The 18883-nt window shown below is 39.2% G+C and carries 22 protein-coding genes and 1 pseudogene; 11 read left to right on the forward strand and 12 right to left on the reverse strand.

Going from position 1 to position 18883, the window contains the following annotated elements:
• The first annotated feature begins 14 nt into the window (after nt 1-14).
• From purU to glyS, 5 genes are read left to right on the forward strand one after another with little or no spacing between them, the layout of a single operon-like run.
• Entirely contained in the window at nt 15-848 is an 834-nt protein-coding gene (gene purU / locus CDOM15925_RS08975; RefSeq protein ID WP_169943077.1) for a formyltetrahydrofolate deformylase, read from the forward strand.
• Entirely contained in the window at nt 848-1327 is a 480-nt protein-coding gene (locus CDOM15925_RS08980; protein WP_169943078.1) for a tRNA (cytidine(34)-2'-O)-methyltransferase, read from the forward strand. The genes purU and CDOM15925_RS08980 overlap by 1 nt, the downstream gene beginning before the upstream one ends.
• Nucleotides 1324-2667, forward strand: a complete 1344-nt coding sequence (locus CDOM15925_RS08985) for an endonuclease/exonuclease/phosphatase family protein (RefSeq protein ID WP_169943079.1) — start codon at nt 1324-1326, stop codon at nt 2665-2667. Before CDOM15925_RS08980 ends, CDOM15925_RS08985 begins: the two co-directional genes overlap by 4 nt.
• Complete coding sequence (locus CDOM15925_RS10180) at nt 2667-2795, forward strand: hypothetical protein (protein WP_283956684.1); 129 nt, start codon at nt 2667-2669, stop codon at nt 2793-2795. The genes CDOM15925_RS08985 and CDOM15925_RS10180 overlap by 1 nt, the downstream gene beginning before the upstream one ends.
• Before the next feature lie 12 nt (nt 2796-2807).
• Nucleotides 2808-4835 (forward strand): glycine--tRNA ligase subunit beta, encoded by a 2028-nt coding sequence (gene glyS / locus CDOM15925_RS08990; protein WP_169943080.1) that lies wholly within the window; start codon nt 2808-2810, stop codon nt 4833-4835.
• A gap of 176 nt (nt 4836-5011) precedes the next feature.
• Here glyS and modD read toward each other — a convergent pair whose 3' ends face one another.
• The 11 genes from modD to CDOM15925_RS09045 form a co-directional block, all read right to left on the reverse strand.
• Nucleotides 5012-5854 (reverse strand): ModD protein, encoded by an 843-nt coding sequence (gene modD, locus CDOM15925_RS08995; RefSeq protein WP_169943081.1) that lies wholly within the window; start codon nt 5852-5854, stop codon nt 5012-5014.
• A complete protein-coding gene (locus CDOM15925_RS09000) occupies nt 5835-6134 on the reverse strand; it encodes a helicase (protein WP_211436721.1) in 300 nt (99 codons plus the stop codon). Before CDOM15925_RS09000 ends, modD begins: the two co-directional genes overlap by 20 nt.
• Nucleotides 6134-7591, reverse strand: coding sequence for an alanine/glycine:cation symporter family protein (locus tag CDOM15925_RS09005; protein WP_169943082.1), 1458 nt, complete (start codon nt 7589-7591; stop codon nt 6134-6136). The genes CDOM15925_RS09000 and CDOM15925_RS09005 overlap by 1 nt, the downstream gene beginning before the upstream one ends.
• A 24-nt stretch (nt 7592-7615) precedes the next feature.
• Nucleotides 7616-9697 (reverse strand): heavy metal translocating P-type ATPase, encoded by a 2082-nt coding sequence (locus CDOM15925_RS09010; RefSeq protein WP_169943083.1) that lies wholly within the window; start codon nt 9695-9697, stop codon nt 7616-7618.
• Nucleotides 9681-10025: a YtxH domain-containing protein gene (locus tag CDOM15925_RS09015; protein ID WP_169943084.1), complete on the reverse strand. Its 345-nt coding sequence runs from the start codon at nt 10023-10025 to the stop codon at nt 9681-9683. Before CDOM15925_RS09015 ends, CDOM15925_RS09010 begins: the two co-directional genes overlap by 17 nt.
• The gene (locus tag CDOM15925_RS09020) at nt 10022-10327 is read right to left on the reverse strand and encodes a magnetosome protein MamC family protein (protein ID WP_249934728.1); all 306 of its coding nucleotides are present in this window, start codon (nt 10325-10327) and stop codon (nt 10022-10024) included. Before CDOM15925_RS09020 ends, CDOM15925_RS09015 begins: the two co-directional genes overlap by 4 nt.
• A complete protein-coding gene (locus CDOM15925_RS09025) occupies nt 10327-10653 on the reverse strand; it encodes a hypothetical protein (RefSeq protein ID WP_169943085.1) in 327 nt (108 codons plus the stop codon). Before CDOM15925_RS09025 ends, CDOM15925_RS09020 begins: the two co-directional genes overlap by 1 nt.
• 10 nt (nt 10654-10663) lie before the next feature.
• Nucleotides 10664-11383 (reverse strand): aminotransferase, encoded by a 720-nt coding sequence (locus tag CDOM15925_RS09030; RefSeq protein ID WP_169943086.1) that lies wholly within the window; start codon nt 11381-11383, stop codon nt 10664-10666.
• Entirely contained in the window at nt 11373-11711 is a 339-nt protein-coding gene (locus CDOM15925_RS09035; RefSeq protein ID WP_169943087.1) for an HMA2 domain-containing protein, read from the reverse strand. The genes CDOM15925_RS09030 and CDOM15925_RS09035 overlap by 11 nt, the downstream gene beginning before the upstream one ends.
• A gap of 84 nt (nt 11712-11795) precedes the next feature.
• The gene (locus CDOM15925_RS09040) at nt 11796-13961 is read right to left on the reverse strand and encodes a heavy metal translocating P-type ATPase (protein WP_169943088.1); all 2166 of its coding nucleotides are present in this window, start codon (nt 13959-13961) and stop codon (nt 11796-11798) included.
• On the reverse strand, nt 13949-14383 hold the full coding sequence (locus CDOM15925_RS09045) for a Fur family transcriptional regulator (protein ID WP_169943089.1): 435 nt from the start codon (nt 14381-14383) through the stop codon (nt 13949-13951). Before CDOM15925_RS09045 ends, CDOM15925_RS09040 begins: the two co-directional genes overlap by 13 nt.
• A gap of 207 nt (nt 14384-14590) precedes the next feature.
• Here CDOM15925_RS09045 and CDOM15925_RS09050 point away from each other — a divergent pair, with 207 nt between their 5' ends.
• Nucleotides 14591-14800 (forward strand): hypothetical protein, encoded by a 210-nt coding sequence (locus CDOM15925_RS09050; RefSeq protein ID WP_169943090.1) that lies wholly within the window; start codon nt 14591-14593, stop codon nt 14798-14800.
• A 28-nt stretch (nt 14801-14828) separates the two neighbouring features.
• Here CDOM15925_RS09050 and CDOM15925_RS09055 read toward each other — a convergent pair whose 3' ends face one another.
• The gene (locus tag CDOM15925_RS09055; RefSeq protein WP_169943091.1) at nt 14829-15488 is read right to left on the reverse strand and encodes a lipid-binding SYLF domain-containing protein; all 660 of its coding nucleotides are present in this window, start codon (nt 15486-15488) and stop codon (nt 14829-14831) included.
• Between the two features lie 94 nt (nt 15489-15582).
• On the opposite strand from CDOM15925_RS09055, the gene pgp3 reads away from it, so the two are divergent.
• The 5 genes and pseudogenes from pgp3 to CDOM15925_RS09080 form a co-directional block, all read left to right on the forward strand.
• On the forward strand, nt 15583-16389 hold the full coding sequence (gene pgp3, locus CDOM15925_RS09060; RefSeq protein WP_169943092.1) for a peptidoglycan metallopeptidase Pgp3: 807 nt from the start codon (nt 15583-15585) through the stop codon (nt 16387-16389).
• 67 nt (nt 16390-16456) lie between these two features.
• A complete protein-coding gene (locus tag CDOM15925_RS09065) occupies nt 16457-16804 on the forward strand; it encodes a DUF1104 domain-containing protein (protein WP_169943093.1) in 348 nt (115 codons plus the stop codon).
• A gap of 192 nt (nt 16805-16996) precedes the next feature.
• Nucleotides 16997-17512, forward strand: a complete 516-nt coding sequence (locus CDOM15925_RS09070) for a DUF1104 domain-containing protein (protein WP_169943094.1) — start codon at nt 16997-16999, stop codon at nt 17510-17512.
• Nucleotides 17513-17616: 104 nt separating this feature from the next.
• Nucleotides 17617-18279 carry a response regulator transcription factor gene (locus tag CDOM15925_RS09075; RefSeq protein WP_169943095.1) on the forward strand — a complete coding sequence of 221 codons (663 nt, stop codon included), beginning with the start codon at nt 17617-17619 and terminating at the stop codon, nt 18277-18279.
• Nucleotides 18272-18883 (forward strand): annotated as a pseudogene (locus CDOM15925_RS09080) (sensor histidine kinase); the annotation flags it as partial. The gene CDOM15925_RS09075 and the pseudogene CDOM15925_RS09080, both read left to right, overlap by 8 nt.

An 18883-nucleotide genomic window follows, 5' to 3' on the forward strand; every position in this document is an offset into this window, starting at 1 on the left:
TTAAAAGAGGTTAGATGAAAAAATACATACTTAAAATTGAGTGTCAAGACGAAAAGGGCTTGATTTATAGAATTTGCGATGTGGTCTTTAAATACCACCTTAATATCGAAACGAACAATGAATTTGTCGATTATGACAGCAATAGATTTTTCATGCGGGCTTTGCTTGCAGGCGAGGTTAAGACTGCCGAATTTGTCGGCACGCTTGAGGCGTTTTTACCAAAGGGTGCTATCATAGAGTGCATCGAGGCTACTAAGAAAAATATCATTATCTTAGCGACTAAGGAAGCGCATTGTATCGGCGATTTGCTTATAAAATTCGATAGCGGCGAGCTAAATGCAAATATCCTTGCGGTAATCGCAAATCGCGAAAATTTAAAAGAGCTTGTAAGCAGATTTGATATCCCGTTTCACTATATCAACGCAGACGGTATAGAGCGCGATAAGCACGAAGAATTGGTACTTGAGACTATGGGTAAGTATAAATTTGATTATGCGGTTTTGGCAAAATATATGAGAATTTTATCGCCGAATTTCGTTAAGCGCTATCCAAAGCAAATTATCAACATACATCATTCGTTCCTGCCCGCATTTATCGGCGCAAATCCTTATAAGCAAGCTTATGAAAGAGGAGTTAAGATCATCGGCGCTACGGCGCATTTTGTAAATGACGATCTTGACGAAGGTCCGATAATCGCTCAAGACGTTATTAGCGTAAATCACGAAATGAGCTGGCAGCAGATGCAAAAAGCAGGCAGAAGCTGCGAGAAAAACGTGCTTTCGGCAGCACTTGATCTTGCCTTGGAAGATAGACTTTTCGTGCATAAAAATAAGGTTATAGTCTTTTAATGTTTAACATCGTTCTTGTAAGTCCGCAAATTCCTCAAAACACCGGCTCTATCGGCAGAATGTGCGTCAATGCGAATTTGAATTTGCACATCATTAAGCCAACCGTGTTTGATCTAAGCGAAAAAGCCGTTAGACGTGCGGGACTTGATTACTGGAAGGATTTAAAGCTCAGCGTTTGGGAGAGCTTGGATGATTTTTTGCACGCGAATGCAAAATTTGAAGATAGGTTTTTTTACGCTACGACAAAGACGGATAGATTTTATTTTGACGTTAAATTTAAAGAAGGGGATTTTATCTTTTTTGGAGGCGAGAGCACGGGGCTTCCTATGCAGCTTATGCAAAGAAATTTCGCTAACGCTATAACTATTCCTATGGGGAAGCTCGGAAGAAGTTTAAATTTGGCTACGAGCGCAGGAATTATCACATACGAAGCCATACGCCAAAATATCGATAAATTTGATTTAAGGAATGCTATTTGAAAAAATTCTTACTTTTTTTAGTTGTTGCCGCTTTTGCTTTGGCTAGCGAGCTTAGCATAGCGACTTATAACGTCGAAAATCTCTTTGACGCTAAAAACGACGGAAGCGAGTATAAAGACTTCGTAATCGGTAAATCGGCATGGAATTTAAAAGAGGCAAACGCTAAATTTGACCGTATCAAAGAGGATATAAAAAGACTTGATGCCGATATAATAGCGCTTCAAGAGATAGAAAATGAAGAAATTTTAAAAGAGCTTATGAGGCATACGGGGTATAAATATTTTGCCTTTTCAAAGGATAAAAGAGCGCCTATAGGGCTTGGGCTTTTATCAAAAATAAAGCCGCTTAAAACTCAAATTTTCAAAGTGCCAAACGTAAAAACAAGAGATATCGTAATGGTTGATTTTGAGCTTGATGGCGAAGTTTTTAGCGTATATGTAAATCATATGCCTGCGCAAAAAAACTCGCTTAAAAGCAGACAAACAGCCTTTAGAACGCTCAAAAACGCTATACAAGAGGATAAAAACGCTATTTTGCTGGGCGATTTTAACACTCCATACGGAGAGAAATCTTTGCTAAACGATATACTGATTAGCAGGCAGATGAGCGATTTGTGGGAGTTTTTGCCAAAAGATGAAAGATATTCGCATATAAATTTAAGCCCGATTGATCACGTCGTGATGTCAAAAAGTATGTTTGATAAAAGAGGTATAGAGTATGTTTATGGCAGTTTTGAAGTCGTAAAGCCTCTAAATTTTGCCAATTCAAAGCCAAAATTCGGCGAAAAGATTGCGGGACTAAATTCCGATCATTTTCCGCTTAGATTTAAAATTAGCATTGGCAAAAAGGCAAATGAATTTACTAAAGCAAGTATCGATACTCTTTTTAACAACCCAAGCAAAGCACCTTATGAGCTTGAGAAAGTTTGCGTCATATACAAGGATAAAAAAGGCTTTATCATATCGCAAAACGGACGCGGAATTTACGTATATGACCCTGATAACAGCTATTTGCTCGGAAGCGTAATGGACGTGGTCGTAAATAGTATCGGCGAATTTAAAGGCGCTCTTGAAGTAAATTCCATGAGAGTGGTTAAAATGCACGATAAACTTGCCGATGTCAAAACACAAATGCTAAGCGCTAGCAGGCTAAATGAGGCCAGATCCGGAGACGTGATAGCAAGTATTTCGGGCGAGATAAAAAAAGGCAGACTCATAACGCCTTACGGAAGCGTTAGGGTTTATAGCCCTAAAGGCAAATTGGCTGATACAAAAAATGCGGAATTTAAAGCCGTGCGCGTGGGGGTTTATAAAGGCGAAATTCAGTTGGTGGTCGAGTGATGGCGTTGCTTGATAGCTTGATACTGGTTGCTTTTGTGCTTTTTATGGTGTTTTTGGTGCGCGGATTTGTCGTGCAGATGAGAGATAAAAATGAAAAAAGAAAACTTAATAAAAAAGATGAAATTTAAAGAGAGTGAGTTATGAAAAAAGAGCTTTTAATTGAAATCGGCGTTGAAGAGTTGCCGGCGATTCCGTTTTTGAAAGAGGCGGGAAATATCAAGACCAAATGGCAAGAGGTGCTGGCTGAAAATAGCCTAAAAAGCGAGTGTGAGTTTTATTACACACCTAGAAGGATTGTCTTTTATCATCCTGAGTTTGCGATTAAGCAGCCTGACGGATTTGCCGAATTTATAGGCGCTCCAAAGCAAGTTGCGATGAAAGATGGCGAATTTACGCCTGCTGCGCTTAGCTTTGCTAAAAAGTGCGGCATAGATATTGGTGAGCTGAAATTTGAGATGATAAACGGCAAAGAAGTTTTGTATCATAAAAAGCCAGTTGAAGGAAGACCTAGCAAAGAGCTACTTGGCGATATGATAGAGAAATTTTTACTAAGCCTAAATTTTGGCAAATCAATGCGCTGGGGAGAGGGCAAATTCGAGTTTATCCGTCCGATTAGATCATTTCTTTGTCTGCTTGACGGTAAAGTTGTTGAGTTTAATAAATTTGACGTGGCTTCATCAAATAGCATCTATCAGCACAGAAGCCTTAGCTATGAGAAATTTAGTGTAAAAAACGCTCGCGAATACTTTGATAGCATGGATAAGATAGGCGTGATTTTAGATCAAGAAGCTCGCAGGAAGAAAATTCTCGCTCAGTTCAAGAACATAGAGCAAGAAAGCGGCTTTAGCATAGAGATAGATGAGGCTTTACTTGATGAGGTTGTCGCGATTACGGAATTTCCGACCGCTTTGCTTGGCGGGTTTGACGCAAAATTTTTAGAAGTGCCAAGCGAGGTTATCATTACTTCCATGAAAGAAAACCAACGCTATTTCCCGGTATTTAAAAACGACAAACTAAGCAATCATTTCGTAGTTGTAAGTAACGCGATATGCGATGACTATGCGCTTATTATAAAGGGTAACGAAAAAGTGCTTCGCGCAAGACTAAGTGATGCTATGTTCTTTTGGCAAAGCGATTTGGCGGCTGAATTTAGCCCTGAAAAGCTTAAAAACATAACATATCTAAAAGAGCTTGGAAGCACTTACGATAAAGAGTTAAGAGAGCTTAAGGCGGCTCATGAACTAGCTAAAATTTATGCAGATAGACTCAAGACCGAGGTGGGCGAGCATTATGAGAATTTGCTTGAAAGAGCGGTAATGCTTAGCAAGGCTGATTTGACAACGCAGATGGTTTATGAATTTCCTGAGCTTCAAGGCGTGATGGGCGGATACTACGCAAGGGCCAAGGGCGAGAGTGAGGCGGTAAGTTTGGCGATATCCGAGCAGTATCTGCCAAGTGGTGAAAATAGCCGGTGTCCAAGCGGTATATTCAGCTCGGTTGTTGCGATGAGTGCAAAGATCGATACGCTCATGGGGCTATTTAGCGTAGGTAAAATTCCAAGCGGGAATAAAGACCCATACGCTTTGCGCCGCGCCGCAAACGGCATTATAAGGATTGTGCTAAATGAAGGGCTTAAATTTAACGTGAGCGAAATTCTTAGCTCGCTTGCGCCAAATTACGCGAAATTTGATCTAAAAACACTTGAAAATTTTATATTTGATAGGCTTTATACCTTTTTTGACGTCAATCCTTCAATCATCAAAGCTTGTCTAGCAAGCGAGAAAAAGGATATATTAGCTCAGTGTGAAGCGATAAATGCGCTTAGTGAAATTAGCGCAGCGAGTGATTTTAGAGAGAATTTCAGTACCTTTAAACGCCTTGCAAATATCATTAAAGACGAAGAGATAGGCTTGGTGAATGAAGCTTTGTTTGAAAACAATGCCGAAAAAGAGCTTCAAGCGAAATTTAAAGAGGCTATAAGCAAAGATGAGCCTTATAAGGAGCGCTTGCAAAGTTTGTTTGGATTAAAGTGCGCGATTGACGGCTTCTTTGATAAGGTTATGATAAACGTTGATAATGAGCAAATTCGCAAGAATCGCATTGCGCTAATCGGACAAATTTACAAGGAATTTTTAAAAATCGCGGACATAAAAGAGATAAGTCTTTGAAAAATTAGGCGGTATTGTCGCTTGGCCGTGCCGCCGTTTTGCTTTAAAAATCTAGTCTATAAAAACTTTCCGCGTGCAAGACGCGATAATGACTCAAATATAACTTTTAAACATATTTAAAATGCTTTTATAATTTATAAAATCGCACCTGTTTATTTTTAGTAATTGCAAAAATATCAATCTAACACGCTTAAAACAGCCGTAAGATCAGCCATCCCTTGTGTATATACGGCTGAGGTTGTAACGGCATCAATGCCGGTAGCCGCATAAAGAGCTACATTTTTAGCGTTTATGCCGCCGCTTGCGATAACGATAGTATTTGAGTTAGCTCTGTTTTTTAAATTTACAGCCTCTTTAAGCTCATCTAGATTCATTTTATCACACTGAATCACGTCTGCACCTGCCTTTAAAAGCTTGGCGAAATTCTCAAGATTTTCACACTCTACGGCGATCTTTTTTTCGGGGGCTTTGGCTTTAAAATTTGGAATTTCGGCTAAAAAATCATCAAAACCAGCATATGCTTTGATGTGATTATCAAAAAACAGCACGCTATCACTTAAATTTAGCCTGTGAACTCCTCCGCCTCCTTCTAAAACCGCCTTTAAACAGAGCTTTTTAGCAAATGGAAATGTCTTTCTTGTGGTTAAAATTTGGCATTTGTCGCTTACTTTTCTTGCTTCTTTAACCATCAAATTCGTATAAGTTGAAATTTTGCAAGCGTATTCAAGCGTGATTTGAGCTAGTTTCCAAGCCTTATGCACGTCATTATAGCTTCCTGAAATTTTAATTATCGTTTCGCCTTCTCTTGCCTGCTTGGAATTTGGCACGCAAATTTTAGCCTCACATCCTAATAAATTTGCGATTTTAGCTGAGATATCAACGCAACTTACGATGATATCCTCTCTTGTTTTTATCTCTAAAACAGCGTTTTTATCTATATTTTGAAGGCTTGTCGTAAGATCAAAGTAGGGCAAATCCTCGTTGATGTAGGCTAAAATTTCAGCTTCGCTTATCAACATCTTTGATCTTTTTCGTCTTTGCGGTTTTGGCAAGTCTTTTCTCTACGGCTTGCTTCTTTTGCGCGTTTATTATCATATTTTTAAAAATTCCGTTATCATAAAGTCCCGCATGATATAAAGAAAAGCCTACAAAAGCCCATCCTGAAGCGACATGAAGTCTTTTAGCGGCTTTGCTTTTTAGGTTAAATGAAGTAAGGCAGACTGTTGCTAAAGTTACGCTCATGCCGACTTTAGCAACCTTTCTATGCGTGTTTAAATTTAAAAGCTCTCCGCTTATCATTATCTTCCTTTCCAGCAAGTTGTGCCTTCTATACCGAGGCTTTCAGGGTGAAATTCCGGATTTACGCCTGCTTTGCGTTGATTTTCATAGTCTTTTAATACCTTCATGACGACCTTTGAAAGCAGAAGTATCGCTATGATGTTTATGGTGGCCATAAATGCCATGGTAACGTCTGCTATATTCCAAGCTATTTTTAAATTCATCTGCGAGCCTACAAATACCATAATAACGGCTGTAGCTTTAAATAGTAGCATAGGTTTATTGTCTTTGGTTAAAAATTTCATATTCGCTTGTGCGTAGTAGAAGTTGCCTATAAGCGAAGTGATCGCAAATAGTACCACCGCAACGGTAGTAAAGTGAAGCCCTATATCGCCGTAATACTCTCTCATAGCCGCTTGAATGAGCGGAAGCGCCGTTAGTGGCTCGCCGTTTGCGGCTAGTTGCTTTGTAAGATAGGCTTTAGAAAATAATACTATAAGCCCTGAAGCTATACAGATAGTCATATCGATAAAAACCGAAAGAGCTTGCACTAGCCCTTGCTTTACCGGATGGCTTGTGTGTGCCGCTGCGGCTGCATTTGGAGCTGAGCCCATGCCCGCTTCGTTTGAAAACAGACCGCGCTTAATGCCGATAACTATCACGCTGCCTGCAAATCCGCCAAAAATCGCCTTAAAGTCAAATGCGCTATCTAATATGAGCCTCATAACTTGCGGAATTTCGTCTAAATTTATGATGATAGCTATAAATGCAAGCGTTACATAAGTAAGAGCCATGAAAGGAACTACATAAGAGCTTACCTTGCCTATAACGTGGCTTTTTGAGAAAAACAGCAAGAAGCTAAACGCCATTAAAATTATCCCGATGGCAAACGGAAGAAGGCTGTCTTGAAATGAAACTCCGCTTCCGCTTTGATCATAATAAATTTCAAAAGCCGAAGTCATCGTGTATGACTGAAGTCCGTTAAATCCGTAGGCGTAAGTAATGATCAGGATAACTGCAAACAAGCTTCCAAGCCACTTTATGCCAAGTCCGTTTTTGATGTAATACGCAGGACCTCCCTTGAACCCAAGCCTATCTTTAGTCTTATAAACTTGCGCTAGGGTGCTTTCGGCAAATGCTGAAGCCGAGCCTAAAAACGCCATGATAAACATCCAAAATAGCGCTCCCGGACCGCCTGCGACTATGGCTGCGGAAATTCCTGCGATGTTGCCTATGCCTACTCTTGAGGCGGTTGAGATCATCAGCGCTTGAAACGGCGAAATTTGGTATTTGTTGTATTTGTCTTTCTTTTCAACTAGCACCTTAAGGGCCTCGACAAACATCCTAAACTGAACAAATCTAGTGATGTAGCTAAAGTAAATTCCCGCAAAAATAAGAACAATAACTAAAAAATAGCTATATAAAAACCCGTTTAAAAAATCCAACTTATCGTTTATGTCGTTTAAAAATTTATCCATTAATTATCCCAAGATTAAAATTTATTATGAATCACCTTTTTTAAGCCTTACGCCTTTCATGGAATTTGCAAGTAGTCCTATCGTGGTTCCGTTATGCAAAAATGCAGTTGCGATAGGGTTTAAAAGCCCAAATGTAGCGCCTGCTAATATAAGCGAATTGATGCCGACCGTGGCATTAAAATTCGTATTTATAAGTCGCATGGTTTTATTTGCCATATCTTTTGCTGTGACAACTGCGTATATATCGTCTTTTAGCAGGCTTATGTCAGCCGTGGCTTTTGCTATATCGGCACCTTTTTGCATACTTATACCGACATTTGCACGCATAAGGCTCGGTGCATCGTTTATGCCGTCTCCTATGAAAGCTACGTTTTTGCCCTCTTGTTTAAGGTGCTCTATGATCTTTGCCTTATCCGTAGGCAAGCAGTTGGCAAATACCCTATCGATACCAAGCTCGCTTGCTACCTGATGAGCCTTACTTTCGATATCGCCGGTTAGCATTATGAGCTCTTTTACGCCCATTTTTTTAAGCTGCTTAAGCGCTTCTTTGGCGTTTTCTCTCATCGTATCTTTCATGGCTATTACGCCCAAGAGCTCTTTATCGTATCCTACGTAAAGAAGGGTTAGTCCGTTGGTAATGGCGTTACTTATGATGCTTTCATGCTCTTTGAAGCAAATTTTCTCATCATCTTCAAGAAAATGCCTACTACCTATCACGACTTCCTTGCCGCCTACATAAGTCTTAACGCCGTGAGCGACGATAAATTCAACCTCATCGTGGTGGATATGGTGAAATCCTATCTCGCGAGCCGCTTTTACTATGGCTTCAGCTACAGGGTGGAAGTAGTGCTCTTCTGCGCTTGCCGTTAAATTTAAAAGCTCGCTTTTGCTTACGTTTTCTTTAAACGAGTGGATTTCTACTACTTGTAAGCTTCCGTAAGTGAGCGTGCCGGTCTTGTCAAATACAAATGTATCCGCAGCGGCAAGCGCCTCTATGGCTTTTGCTCCTTTTATGAGAACTCCGTTACGACCCGCCTTTGATATGCTTGACTTAAAGGCAACGGGAGTTGCAAGCTTAAGAGCGCATGAGTAATCAGCCTGAAGCACCGAAGCTACGCGAGTCATGTCGCTACTCATGATATAAGAAAGACCAGCAAGCGATAAGGTTACTGGCACTAGCTTATCGGCAAGCTTAGTAGCCTTTAGCCCGACGCTTGATTTTTCATTAAGCGAGCTTTGGATGTATTGCTTTATGCGAGCGGTTGCAGTCTCTTCGCCGACTCCCTCCGCCCAAATTTTTATGCGCCCATCCTCAACTACCGTTCCGCTCATCACACGATCGCCGCGCTCTTTTTTCACGGGTTCGGCTTCGCCTGTCATGGATACTTGATTTACGCTTGCCGCGCCTTCTACGATATATCCGTCTATGCCGATACTTTCGCCTGCACCCACTACTACGATATCACCTATCTTTACGCTTTCGGTGGCTACTTTCGTAAGGGTTTTTTTGCCTTTTTCTATCTTTTCTACCCAGACCTCTTCGATATTTGGCTTTGCAAGCTCTTTTACCAGATCATCACTTCTGTGAACTGCGCTTTCTTCCATGTATTCGCCAAGCGCAAGCATCAAATTTGTACTGTTTGCCGCCAAGAAATCACGCCTTGCAAGACTTACTCCAACAGCCATTGATTCAAGTACTTTTGATGTGACACCTTCGCTAAAAAGCTCCTTAATACCTTCGCTAAAAAGCGGAGCTGAGGCATAAAGCGTGGCTAATCCTTTAAATTTATGATCGGGCAAAAGCGGATTAAGCGCCATAGATAAAGCCGCTTTATAGATCTCTGCTTTGCTTGGCTCTTCTTTTGTTTTGGTTAGGTTTTTGATCTTTAAATTTTCTAAAAATTTAGTTATATCATCTAAATTTGAGTGAAATTCTACGATTATGCTCTTTGCTTTTTTATTGAGCCTTACGCTTTTTACGTATTTAAATTCCGAAATTTGAGCCTCTAAAAAACTTTCATCGCAGCTTGAAGTGATCTCATCGCAGATAAACCTAACTCGGTTTTTGCTTTGATGAGCGATGCGAATTTTATTTTTGTGACTCAATTTCAGCCTTTACATCTTCAAATCGTTCTTTTAGCTCTTCAAATCCGGCTTGAAGCAAATTCGATCCCTTTACGATAGCGGAGAATATCACTTGTTGAGCTTTTTCATTTGATAATACGTAAGCTACCGCACCGCCTATTAAAGCGCCTTTGATGAAGTGAGCGGCGTTAAAATTTTCAGGAACGAAGTCTTTTAGTGCGCCATTTACGCTTTTGTCAAAAGCGCTTGGTATGCCCGTAGTTCTTACGGTCGTTGTCGTTGTAGTAGTGCTTCCGTCATCATTTAGCTTATTTACGGTTTGAGTTGAATTTATATAAGGGTTGTTCATATTTGTTCCTCTGGATTTATTAATTTTTCTGTTAATACTATAGTCCCTACGCCTATTGCCGTAGTAAGCGCCGCACCTATATAGTTTCTTCTTACGAGTTTATTTGAAGCGCTGATCGCACAAGCTGCGGCTATGCCTCCTTGCAAGCCTAGCTTTAGAGTTTTTTTAGTCGCTTCTTTACAGCTTATATTGCCTTTTTTGTATTCGTTGTAGCTTAGTCCGCCTACCGTTATGCCTGCGATTAAGGCTCCGCTTATCATATGATCTATAGGAAGCCTTGTTGTTGAAGTTAGCGGGTTCATTATTCAGCGCCTGCCACCGGTGCTATTTCTACTTTAGGAGCAGCCGGTTTTTTAGCTCTTGGCGCTCTTTTTTTCTTTGCTGCCAGAGCTTTTTCTTCGGTTTTTTCTACTTTGGCTTCAGCTTTTTTTCTGCCTTTTTTGACCTCTTTTTTGATGTCTTTTGAAATTTTTTCAAATTTCTCTGTAGTAAATTCCTTTACTTCGTTTGCTACGTTTTTACCTTTTTCAAGTCCGCACTCAAGTGCCGATTTTACTTTTTTTCTGTTGTTAAATGCCGCTACGACAAGTCCGCCTGCCACAACTCCTGCTATAAATGGTAGTGCCATGTTGAATCCTTTATTGTTGGTTTTGTTTATCATCTTCTTTGCCTTCTTGTTTTATCATGTTGTTTAAAAATACCCCCGCAAGCCCACCAAGCGCAAGCCCACCGAAAAATGATATATGAGGACTGTTTAAAAGTGCCGCAATATCTTCTTGCGATCCTCTGCCTGAGGCTACTTTTTCTAAAATTTTACTCATCTCTTTAAATGAGTTCTCGTTAAATCCGCCAAAGCCGAATTTATCGCCGTATTCATACTTTTTATACTCATCTTTATCATCATCGCAATCATCTTTTTTATACTCTTTATACTCTTGCTTGTTGAAATTTGATGCGTAGCCATTGTTTTGGGCATTTAGCTCGGTACATAGCCTTGCTTTAAGAGCAGGTATGTATTCGTTGTGAGAAGTGGCCCAAAGTCTAAACAGTATATCTCTTAAGCCCTCATCATCGCAATTTTGAGTTAAATTTTCATAGGCGGCATTTAATTCTATCTCGTAATTAAGAGCTTTTATAAGCGAGCTTTGAATGTCGTTTGACGGCGCAAAAAAGCACTCCTGCTCCTTATAACTAACGCTTCCGTAGCTTTGCTCTAAAAGCGTTAGACCGCTTTTTCTAACCGCTAAAATTTGAGCAAAGACATCATCTTGCTTTTGCAAATTCTCATACAGCTTTACGCCTCTTGACTCAAGCGCGCACGCCGTAACTAAAATTTCATCAAAATTCTCATTTTGCATATATATTCCTTGCAAGTTCGTTTATCCTGATTGAAATTTGATCCATGTTTCTGCCCGCAAGCAGATCATCCCAAATTTCTTTTGCAAATACTTCTTTATCGTATTCTATGGTTACCGAGCCTATAAGTTTATTAAATTTGACGCTTTTTATGCCGTCTATACTGTTTATCATCTCGTCTATTTTGCTTATATCTAAATTTTGCGCTTCGTCTTTTATCTTGCTGCTAACGCGCACTCTTAAGCGTCCTGCAGTGTGGTGAATCGGCGTGAAATACGAAGCTATCTTTAAAATCATATCCGTGGCTACTAAATTTGGCGTTGCGGTCAATGTTTTCCTTTGAAATTTACTTTATTTGTCGTTATTATCCACTTCTTAACTTAAGCTTAACTTAAAGTTTTTTGCATATCGTTATCAACTTTTTATGCCTATTCTGCTTGAATTTGCTATGATCCCTGCGGTATGAGCGATATGCACCAGACCCGCTCCGGCAGGGTTTAGCACTCCAAGAGCGCCAAGAGCGGCTCCTAGCATATTTGTACTTGTGCCGATTTGGTAGTTTTGATTTACTACTTTAAGTGCGAATTTGCTTAGATCATAAAGCCTGATTATATCCATAGGTCTTGAGTTTGTTATGGCTATATTTGAAATTTCTATCGCGGCTTCACTTCCTCCGCTGGCAAATGATACGCCCACATCCGCTTTGCTCATGGCAAGCGTATCGTTTACGCCGTCTCCTATCATTACGACTTTGCCGTGAGCTTTCAAATCCTCCACGATCCTAGCCTTATCATCAGGCATTAGCGAGTGATAAATCTCGTCAAATTTAAATTTCTTTGCAAATGCGGTCGCCACCTTCTCATCATCTCCCGTTAATAAAACGACCTTTTTTACGCCTCTGTTTTTTAAAGCCTGCACCGCTTCTACGCTTCCTTCTCTTATCTCGTGTTCATACGCCATAAAGCCTAGCACAACGCCGTCTTTTGCGAGATATACGATAGTGTTTGCATTGTTTTTAAATTCATCAACTTTAAAATTTACTCTTTTTATTCCGTGATGTTTTAGCATATTTAAATTTCCAAGCAGATACTCGCTGTTTTCAAATGTCGCTTTTACGCCAAGACCTGGTAAAATTTCGCTTTTAAATTTTGAATTTACGCTTATGCCAAGTGATTTTGTATATTCAAGGATTGAGACTGCAAGGGGGTGGGTGTTGTGGTATTCGCAGCTTGCCGCGATTTTGAAAAACTCCTCCTTGCTAACGCCTTTTTTAAGCTCAAAATGCACCAATACCGGCTTGCTTGTAGTTAAAGTGCCCGTTTTATCAAAGCAAAATACATCGCTTTGGCTGATATTTTCTAAAAATTCCCCGCCTTTTATGAGGATTCCGTCTTTTGCGGCTCTTGCGATTCCGGCGCTTATTGCCGAGCTTGCCGCAAGCACCGTAGAGCAAGGACAGCTCATCACGATCATCACGCTAAAGGCTCTTAGAAAAGAACCCGTCGCAAAAAACGTCCCAACGCTTAAAGCAGAGCCCAGCTTTAGAACGCGGCTAGCCAGCTTATCGGCGCTTAGTTCGCTCTGGCTTTTGTTTGCAAGGCTTTTTTGCACTTCGCTAATCACTCTTGAAATATACGTTTCACTGCCCGTTGCGCTTACTTTGATGTATATTCTGCCTTTTTCAACGAGCGTATTTGCAAAGACGCTATCGTGTTTTTGTTTATAAACGCTCTCGCTTCGACCGTTTATGATAGCTTCGTTTATCTCTGCGCTTCCTTTTACGATAACTCCGTCGGCTACGATCTTCTCTCCGCTTCTGCATACTATGATGTCTGTTTCTTTTACCTCTTCAAGCGGAATTTCCACCTCCAAATCCCCTTGCAGGACATACGCTTTTTTAGCATCTAGGCTTATTAAATTTTCAATCTCTCTGCGCGATTTGTTCGCAGTGTATTCTTCAAAGAGCATACTTCCTCTAAGTATGTAGATAATCTCAAATGCAGCCGTTACCTCTCCGCCTAAAATCGCGATAATAAGCGCAAACGCGATGAAGCTTTGAAGGCTGATTTTCTTCTCTTTTAGCTCGCTTAAGCCCTCTTTTAAAAGCGGGACGGAAAGATAGAGACTAAATGCGCCAAGAGCAAGTTTAGAGATAACGCCGATCGGAGTTAGCATGATATGCTCTTTAACGAAAATTGCTCCTGCTATCAGAGTAAGGGCTGAAAATTTTAGAAGTTTGATTTTCCAGTTGGGTTTAGTATCTACGCTGCAAGGCAAACAGGCTTTTGAAGCACTTTTTGAAATCCTTTTGCTTTTATCTTTTAAACTTGGTTTGTCTGCTAAATTTTGATCTGGAATTAAATTCGGAATGGCTCTTTTTAAATTTTTAAAAATTTCATCTAAATTTATCTTGCTCTCGTCAAAATGCAATATAAGCGAGTGGCAGTAGGGATTGAGCCTTAAATTTTTAACTTTATTTTGTAATATTTTTTCTATCTTGTCTATATTGGCCGGGCTAAATTCTTTTGATTTTAGCCTCACGCGTCCGTTTATTTTGGACTTTATAACTAAATTTGACATTGTGCGCAAACTCCGTAAAGTATCATTGTGTGTCCTTCGTTTTTAAATTCTCTCTCTTTGCAAATTTCATCTTGTCTTCGCTCTATCGTTTCATCGTAAAAGCTAGCCACTTTACCGCATTTTATGCAGATGATGTGATCGTGGTGCGATTTTAAATTTAGCTCAAATTTCTTAACTCCGCTTTCTTCAAAGCTGATGGCAAGAGCTATCTCCTCAAGAAAATTTAAAAATTGATAAATTGCCGTAAGGCTTATACTCTCTTCAAATTCATGTTTAAAAATAGCCTGTATATCGGCTGCGCTTAGGTGCTCATCACTGACATAAAGTATCTTTAGGATTCTTTCTTTTTGGATAGAATTTTTATAATTAAAGTCTTTTAAGAAAGCCGAAAATTTTGAATAGAATTTATCAAAATTTTGCATTGTGTTACTCTTTATGTCTGAAATTTTGAATTTTATTTGCAGAATTTATAATCGCTATCATAATTTATATTATAGTTAAGATAAGCTGATTTGGTTATAAAATTAAGAGCGACCTGGAAATATTTTGCGAATTTTAAGAATTATTAAAATAAGCGAATTTAAAGTTTCTTTTGGCATAATTCCGCAAAAACTTTTAAAAGGTGGATTATGACGTATGATGAGCTTGAGCTAGACGCCGTGTTGCTGGAAGTTTTGGAAAATAGAGGCAGTTTTGAGTCAATGGATGACGAAGAGCTTTTTGAGCTAATCGAAGAGGTTGCAAAATATACCGACGGCGATTACGAAGAGGCTTTTGAGTATATGACTCAATTTTCTCCAATCAATAAAAAAAGATTCGTTTCTCTTTATATGGTTTAGCCTGAGACTAAACCATATCTTCTAAATTTTAATCAAAATATTTTAGTATAACTTCTTTTAACTTTTGAGTGTATCTGCTCTCTTTTGGAGAGTTGTTGTATATGTCTTCGATATTATAGATTCTCTCGTAGTAGTCATTTGTATCTTGATTATTTACTACGATGTTTGAAACGTTCATGCTAACGCCTACAAAAAGCCCCGAATTATCGGCAGGAGTAGTAGCCCAAGCCGAAATTTCAGGCAAATCCGTCATAACGCCTGTTTTAACACCCGATTTAAAAAATGAAGCATCTGCACTTACATCAATTGAGCCTTTACCGTTTACCAGTCCGTCATATGATCTGCTTGATTTAAAAAGCAAGATTAAATCACTTGACTGATATCCTGCCTGCACGCCAACGCCGGCACCTCTGTAATCAATAAATACAGGGCTGCTCCACTCGTTATCATCGTTTCTTGCGACAAAAATTCCGCTTCCGCTATGACCCGTGATGATAACTCCGCCTTTTGTCATGTTTGGAATGATCGCGATTGCTTTAATATCTTTTAAATTGTAGCTTTTGTTTCCTCTTCCAAAGCTATCAAGTATATTAAGCGCTGTTCTTACTTTTTGATTTTGAGTAAGATCGGCAAGCCCGAATTGAAACATTACAAGCAGTCCAAGCGTAACTTTGAACAATCTATTCATATTGTTTTCCTTTTTTTGATAAACTAATTGCATTATTATAGTATTTTTTTATTAAATTTAAAAATTATTTGCTAAATTTATATAAAGTGTTTACATGAAAAAGATTTTTTTAATAGTGGCAATATGCCTAAATTTGGTAGCTCAGAGCATTATAAACGGCGATGTTGAAATAGTTCAGATTAGTTCAAATTTTGCAGGAAATTTGAGTATCGACGGTAAAAAAAGAAGTTGGCATCCTCATCCAAAAGATAAAAATTTAAAATTTGCCATAGTTGCGGCAAGCTATCATAAAAAGGGCGAAGTGGTTTTCAAAAACGAGTTAAACGGCGAAATTACGAGCGTTATTTTTAAAGTTGAGCAGGGAGATTATAAAAAAGAAAAGATAAGCGTAGAGCCTTCAAAAGTAACTCCGCCAAAAGATGTCTTAGAAAGAATCGAAAAGGAGCGCAAAGAGGCTAGTAAAATTTATGCAACCTCTTCAAAAGGACTCAAATTTAACTCCGAGTTTATTAGTCCCATGAGCTCTGTTATCACAAGCGAATTTGGAACCGCTAGAGTTTTTAACGGTCTGGTTAAGAGTTATCATTCAGGAACCGATTTTCGTGCGGCTATCGGCACTCCTGTAGTGTCCAGCAATGACGGTATAGTCGTAATCGCAAAAGATAGATACTACGCTGGAGGCTCGGTTGTGATAGATCACGGAGAGGGAATTTATACGCAGTATTATCATTTAAGTAAGATTGACGTAAAGCTTGGCGCAAAGATAAAAAAGGGCGAGATAATCGGACTAAGCGGAGCTAGCGGTAGAGTTAGCGGTCCTCATCTTCACTTTGGCGTCATAGTAAACGGCGTGCAGGTAAATCCGATAAATTTCATCAAAAAGATAAACGCTCTTTTTTAGTTTGACGACTTAACTTTTTCTTCACAACTTCTTTTTAAAATCTTTTCATAACTTTTAAGGAGAAAATATGAAAAGATTAAAAATCATGAGTATATTAGTTGCTTTTAAAGCCTATTTATCGGCGAAATTTGACAAGGCTCAGTCGTGCGGATTTGCCAAAATGATAAAAAACGCCGATGCTAAGACTTTGGGCGAAATTTCATTTGAGATAGATAAAAGAGCCGCCAAGCTAAGAGTTGAAGCCGAGGCTTCAAAGCAAGACTTTAAGGCCGAGTTTGATAAAAAGATAGCCTCTATAAGCCAAGATGAGCAAGCGAAATTTAAAGAAAAATTTATCGCCAGCTACAATGAAAAAGTCTTAAATTTAAGCGTTAAAGAGGCAAACGAGCTGGCACTTAAGCCTATAGAAATTTAATCCAAACAACACGGAATTTGACCGAAACTACTCGGTCAAATTTGACTTTCTTATAATCTTAAATTTACATACCAAATTTAACTAAAAAGATAAATTTAAATTCATACTATAGATTATTTTATAAATTTTGCTTAACTTTTTCTTCACAACTTTTCTTTATACTTCACTTACATTTCAACACAAGGAGAGAAGATGAAAAAGTTAGGTTTAATCGCGATATTAGTCGCGGGAAGTTTATTTGCAAGCTCGATTAGCGATAGCTCAAACGAGCAGTTAAATAGCATGATAGCAGGTGCGGACGCAAAGACGCTAAGTGAAATTTCGTTTGAAATTCATAAGCGCGCAGGCAAGCTTGATTCGCAGATAGCGGATATAAGAGGCGACTTTAGAGAGCAGATGAGAAAGAAGATGTCTGCGATGAGTCCTGATGAGAGAGTAAAATTTATGCAAGAGTATAGAGCAATGATGAGAGATAAAATAGACGCTTTAAGCGTAAAAGAGGCTCGCAAAATGGGATTTTACGCCTATGGCGGAAGTCAAGGTAGCGGTTACGGCTGGCATCATCAATCAGGCAAAGGACACAAGATGAAAGCTCATCAAAACTGCAATCAAAATTTTAATTGCGGTATGAATCAAGCGCAAGGAATGGGTATAAATAAAAACGGCTCGCAGGGATATGGTGCAGGCTTTGGCTGTATGTGGCAGTAAATTTATGGCTCTTGCGTCCTTTGGCTCAAGAGCTTAAAGCTAAAATTTATGCTTTATTAAAACCAAAAATAGTAATATCCGTAAATTTAGCTTAAGGAGTAATGGTGGCTAAAATTTTAGTAGTCGAAGATGAGGCGATGCTGCTTGATATGATGTGTTCGTATCTTCGAAGCGAGAATTTCGAGGTGCAGGGCGTTAAAAGCTATGATGAGGCGCTTAGTCTGGCTTATGAAACCAACTTTGATCTGTGGATATTTGACGTTAAAATCATCGGCGGCAACGGCTTTGAGCTACTAAAAGAGCTAAGAGAGGCCAGAAGGCTTACTCCTTGCATATTTACTACATCTTTAAACACCATAAACGATCTTCAAAAGGGCTTTTTGAGCGGATGTGATGACTATATCAAAAAGCCTTTTGAGCTTAAAGAGCTGCTTTTGCGCGTAAATAATATCCTTAAAAGAACATTTGTGCATAACGTAAGAGAATTTGAAATGCTTGATGAAAATTTCAGCTTTGATATGAAGCAAGGAGTGCTATATAAGGGCGAAGAGATAGTAACCATGCCTAAAAAACAAGCCAAACTTTTAACTCTGCTACTTAAAAACCGAGATAGGTTCATAAGCAGAGATGAAATTTATGAGCAAATTTGGGACTATGACGAGAGTCCAAGCGAGCTTAGTTTGCGCGTTTATATAACCGAACTGCGCAAAATTTTTGGCAAGGAGCGTATAGTAAGCGCATCAAAGCTAGGATATAGATATGTTTAAAAAACGCCATGTTTTGCCTATATTTTTGCTGTATTTTTTAACCAGCGTTGCGTTTTTGGTGTTTTTCGGCAAAGTTTTTTATGATAGAGAGAAACACTTCATAATGGACAAGGATGCATTTGATTTTAGGGATTTTAAGCGCGAACTTCAGATAAAACTTCACAACAACGGCGAGCTTGATGATGACGACTTTGACGATATGAAAGCTTATGTTGTAAATTTAAAAACAGGCGAAGTGATAGAAGATGACTTTAAGCCAAAGCAGGGTATGGGGCGTAACTACATGGACGGCGAAGAAAATGTCGTGCAGTTTAGAGTTCATGATAAAAAGGGTCAAAACGAGTATCTCGTAGCCATTAAGCGCGCTGATGTTAAGGTTAAACTCTTGGCACTCAAGGCTCAAATTTTGCTCGTTTCGCTTGGAGTATTGGCTGCGATCTTGCTAATAGCCTATCTTATCATCAGGCTATCTCTGCGTCCGCTATACGCAAAGATAGAGTTTTTAGACGGATTTATCCGCGATACGACTCACGAGATAAACACTCCTTTAAGCGTGATTTTGATGAGTATAGAGCTATTTAAAACCGATCCTGAAAAATATCTT

Source organism: Campylobacter sp. RM15925 (assembly GCF_012978775.1).
Lineage (GTDB): Bacteria > Campylobacterota > Campylobacteria > Campylobacterales > Campylobacteraceae > Campylobacter_A > Campylobacter_A canis.

What these genes read in the sequence shown, in the direction of transcription:
- purU (WP_169943077.1), top strand. Translation starts at nt 15, where the DNA reads ATGAAAAAATACATACTTAAAATTGAGTGTCAAGACGAAAAGGGCTTG.
- CDOM15925_RS08980 (WP_169943078.1), top strand. Translation starts at nt 848, where the DNA reads ATGTTTAACATCGTTCTTGTAAGTCCGCAAATTCCTCAAAACACCGGC.
- CDOM15925_RS10180 (WP_283956684.1), top strand. Translation starts at nt 2,667, where the DNA reads ATGGCGTTGCTTGATAGCTTGATACTGGTTGCTTTTGTGCTTTTTATG.
- glyS (WP_169943080.1), top strand. Translation starts at nt 2,808, where the DNA reads ATGAAAAAAGAGCTTTTAATTGAAATCGGCGTTGAAGAGTTGCCGGCG.
- modD (WP_169943081.1), bottom strand. Translation starts at nt 5,854, where the DNA reads ATGTTGATAAGCGAAGCTGAAATTTTAGCCTACATCAACGAGGATTTG.
- CDOM15925_RS09000 (WP_211436721.1), bottom strand. Translation starts at nt 6,134, where the DNA reads ATGATAAGCGGAGAGCTTTTAAATTTAAACACGCATAGAAAGGTTGCT.
- CDOM15925_RS09005 (WP_169943082.1), bottom strand. Translation starts at nt 7,591, where the DNA reads ATGGATAAATTTTTAAACGACATAAACGATAAGTTGGATTTTTTAAAC.
- CDOM15925_RS09015 (WP_169943084.1), bottom strand. Translation starts at nt 10,025, where the DNA reads ATGAACAACCCTTATATAAATTCAACTCAAACCGTAAATAAGCTAAAT.
- CDOM15925_RS09020 (WP_249934728.1), bottom strand. Translation starts at nt 10,327, where the DNA reads ATGAACCCGCTAACTTCAACAACAAGGCTTCCTATAGATCATATGATA.
- CDOM15925_RS09025 (WP_169943085.1), bottom strand. Translation starts at nt 10,653, where the DNA reads ATGGCACTACCATTTATAGCAGGAGTTGTGGCAGGCGGACTTGTCGTA.
- CDOM15925_RS09030 (WP_169943086.1), bottom strand. Translation starts at nt 11,383, where the DNA reads ATGCAAAATGAGAATTTTGATGAAATTTTAGTTACGGCGTGCGCGCTT.
- CDOM15925_RS09040 (WP_169943088.1), bottom strand. Translation starts at nt 13,961, where the DNA reads ATGTCAAATTTAGTTATAAAGTCCAAAATAAACGGACGCGTGAGGCTA.
- CDOM15925_RS09045 (WP_169943089.1), bottom strand. Translation starts at nt 14,383, where the DNA reads ATGCAAAATTTTGATAAATTCTATTCAAAATTTTCGGCTTTCTTAAAA.
- CDOM15925_RS09050 (WP_169943090.1), top strand. Translation starts at nt 14,591, where the DNA reads ATGACGTATGATGAGCTTGAGCTAGACGCCGTGTTGCTGGAAGTTTTG.
- CDOM15925_RS09055 (WP_169943091.1), bottom strand. Translation starts at nt 15,488, where the DNA reads ATGAATAGATTGTTCAAAGTTACGCTTGGACTGCTTGTAATGTTTCAA.
- pgp3 (WP_169943092.1), top strand. Translation starts at nt 15,583, where the DNA reads ATGAAAAAGATTTTTTTAATAGTGGCAATATGCCTAAATTTGGTAGCT.
- CDOM15925_RS09065 (WP_169943093.1), top strand. Translation starts at nt 16,457, where the DNA reads ATGAAAAGATTAAAAATCATGAGTATATTAGTTGCTTTTAAAGCCTAT.
- CDOM15925_RS09070 (WP_169943094.1), top strand. Translation starts at nt 16,997, where the DNA reads ATGAAAAAGTTAGGTTTAATCGCGATATTAGTCGCGGGAAGTTTATTT.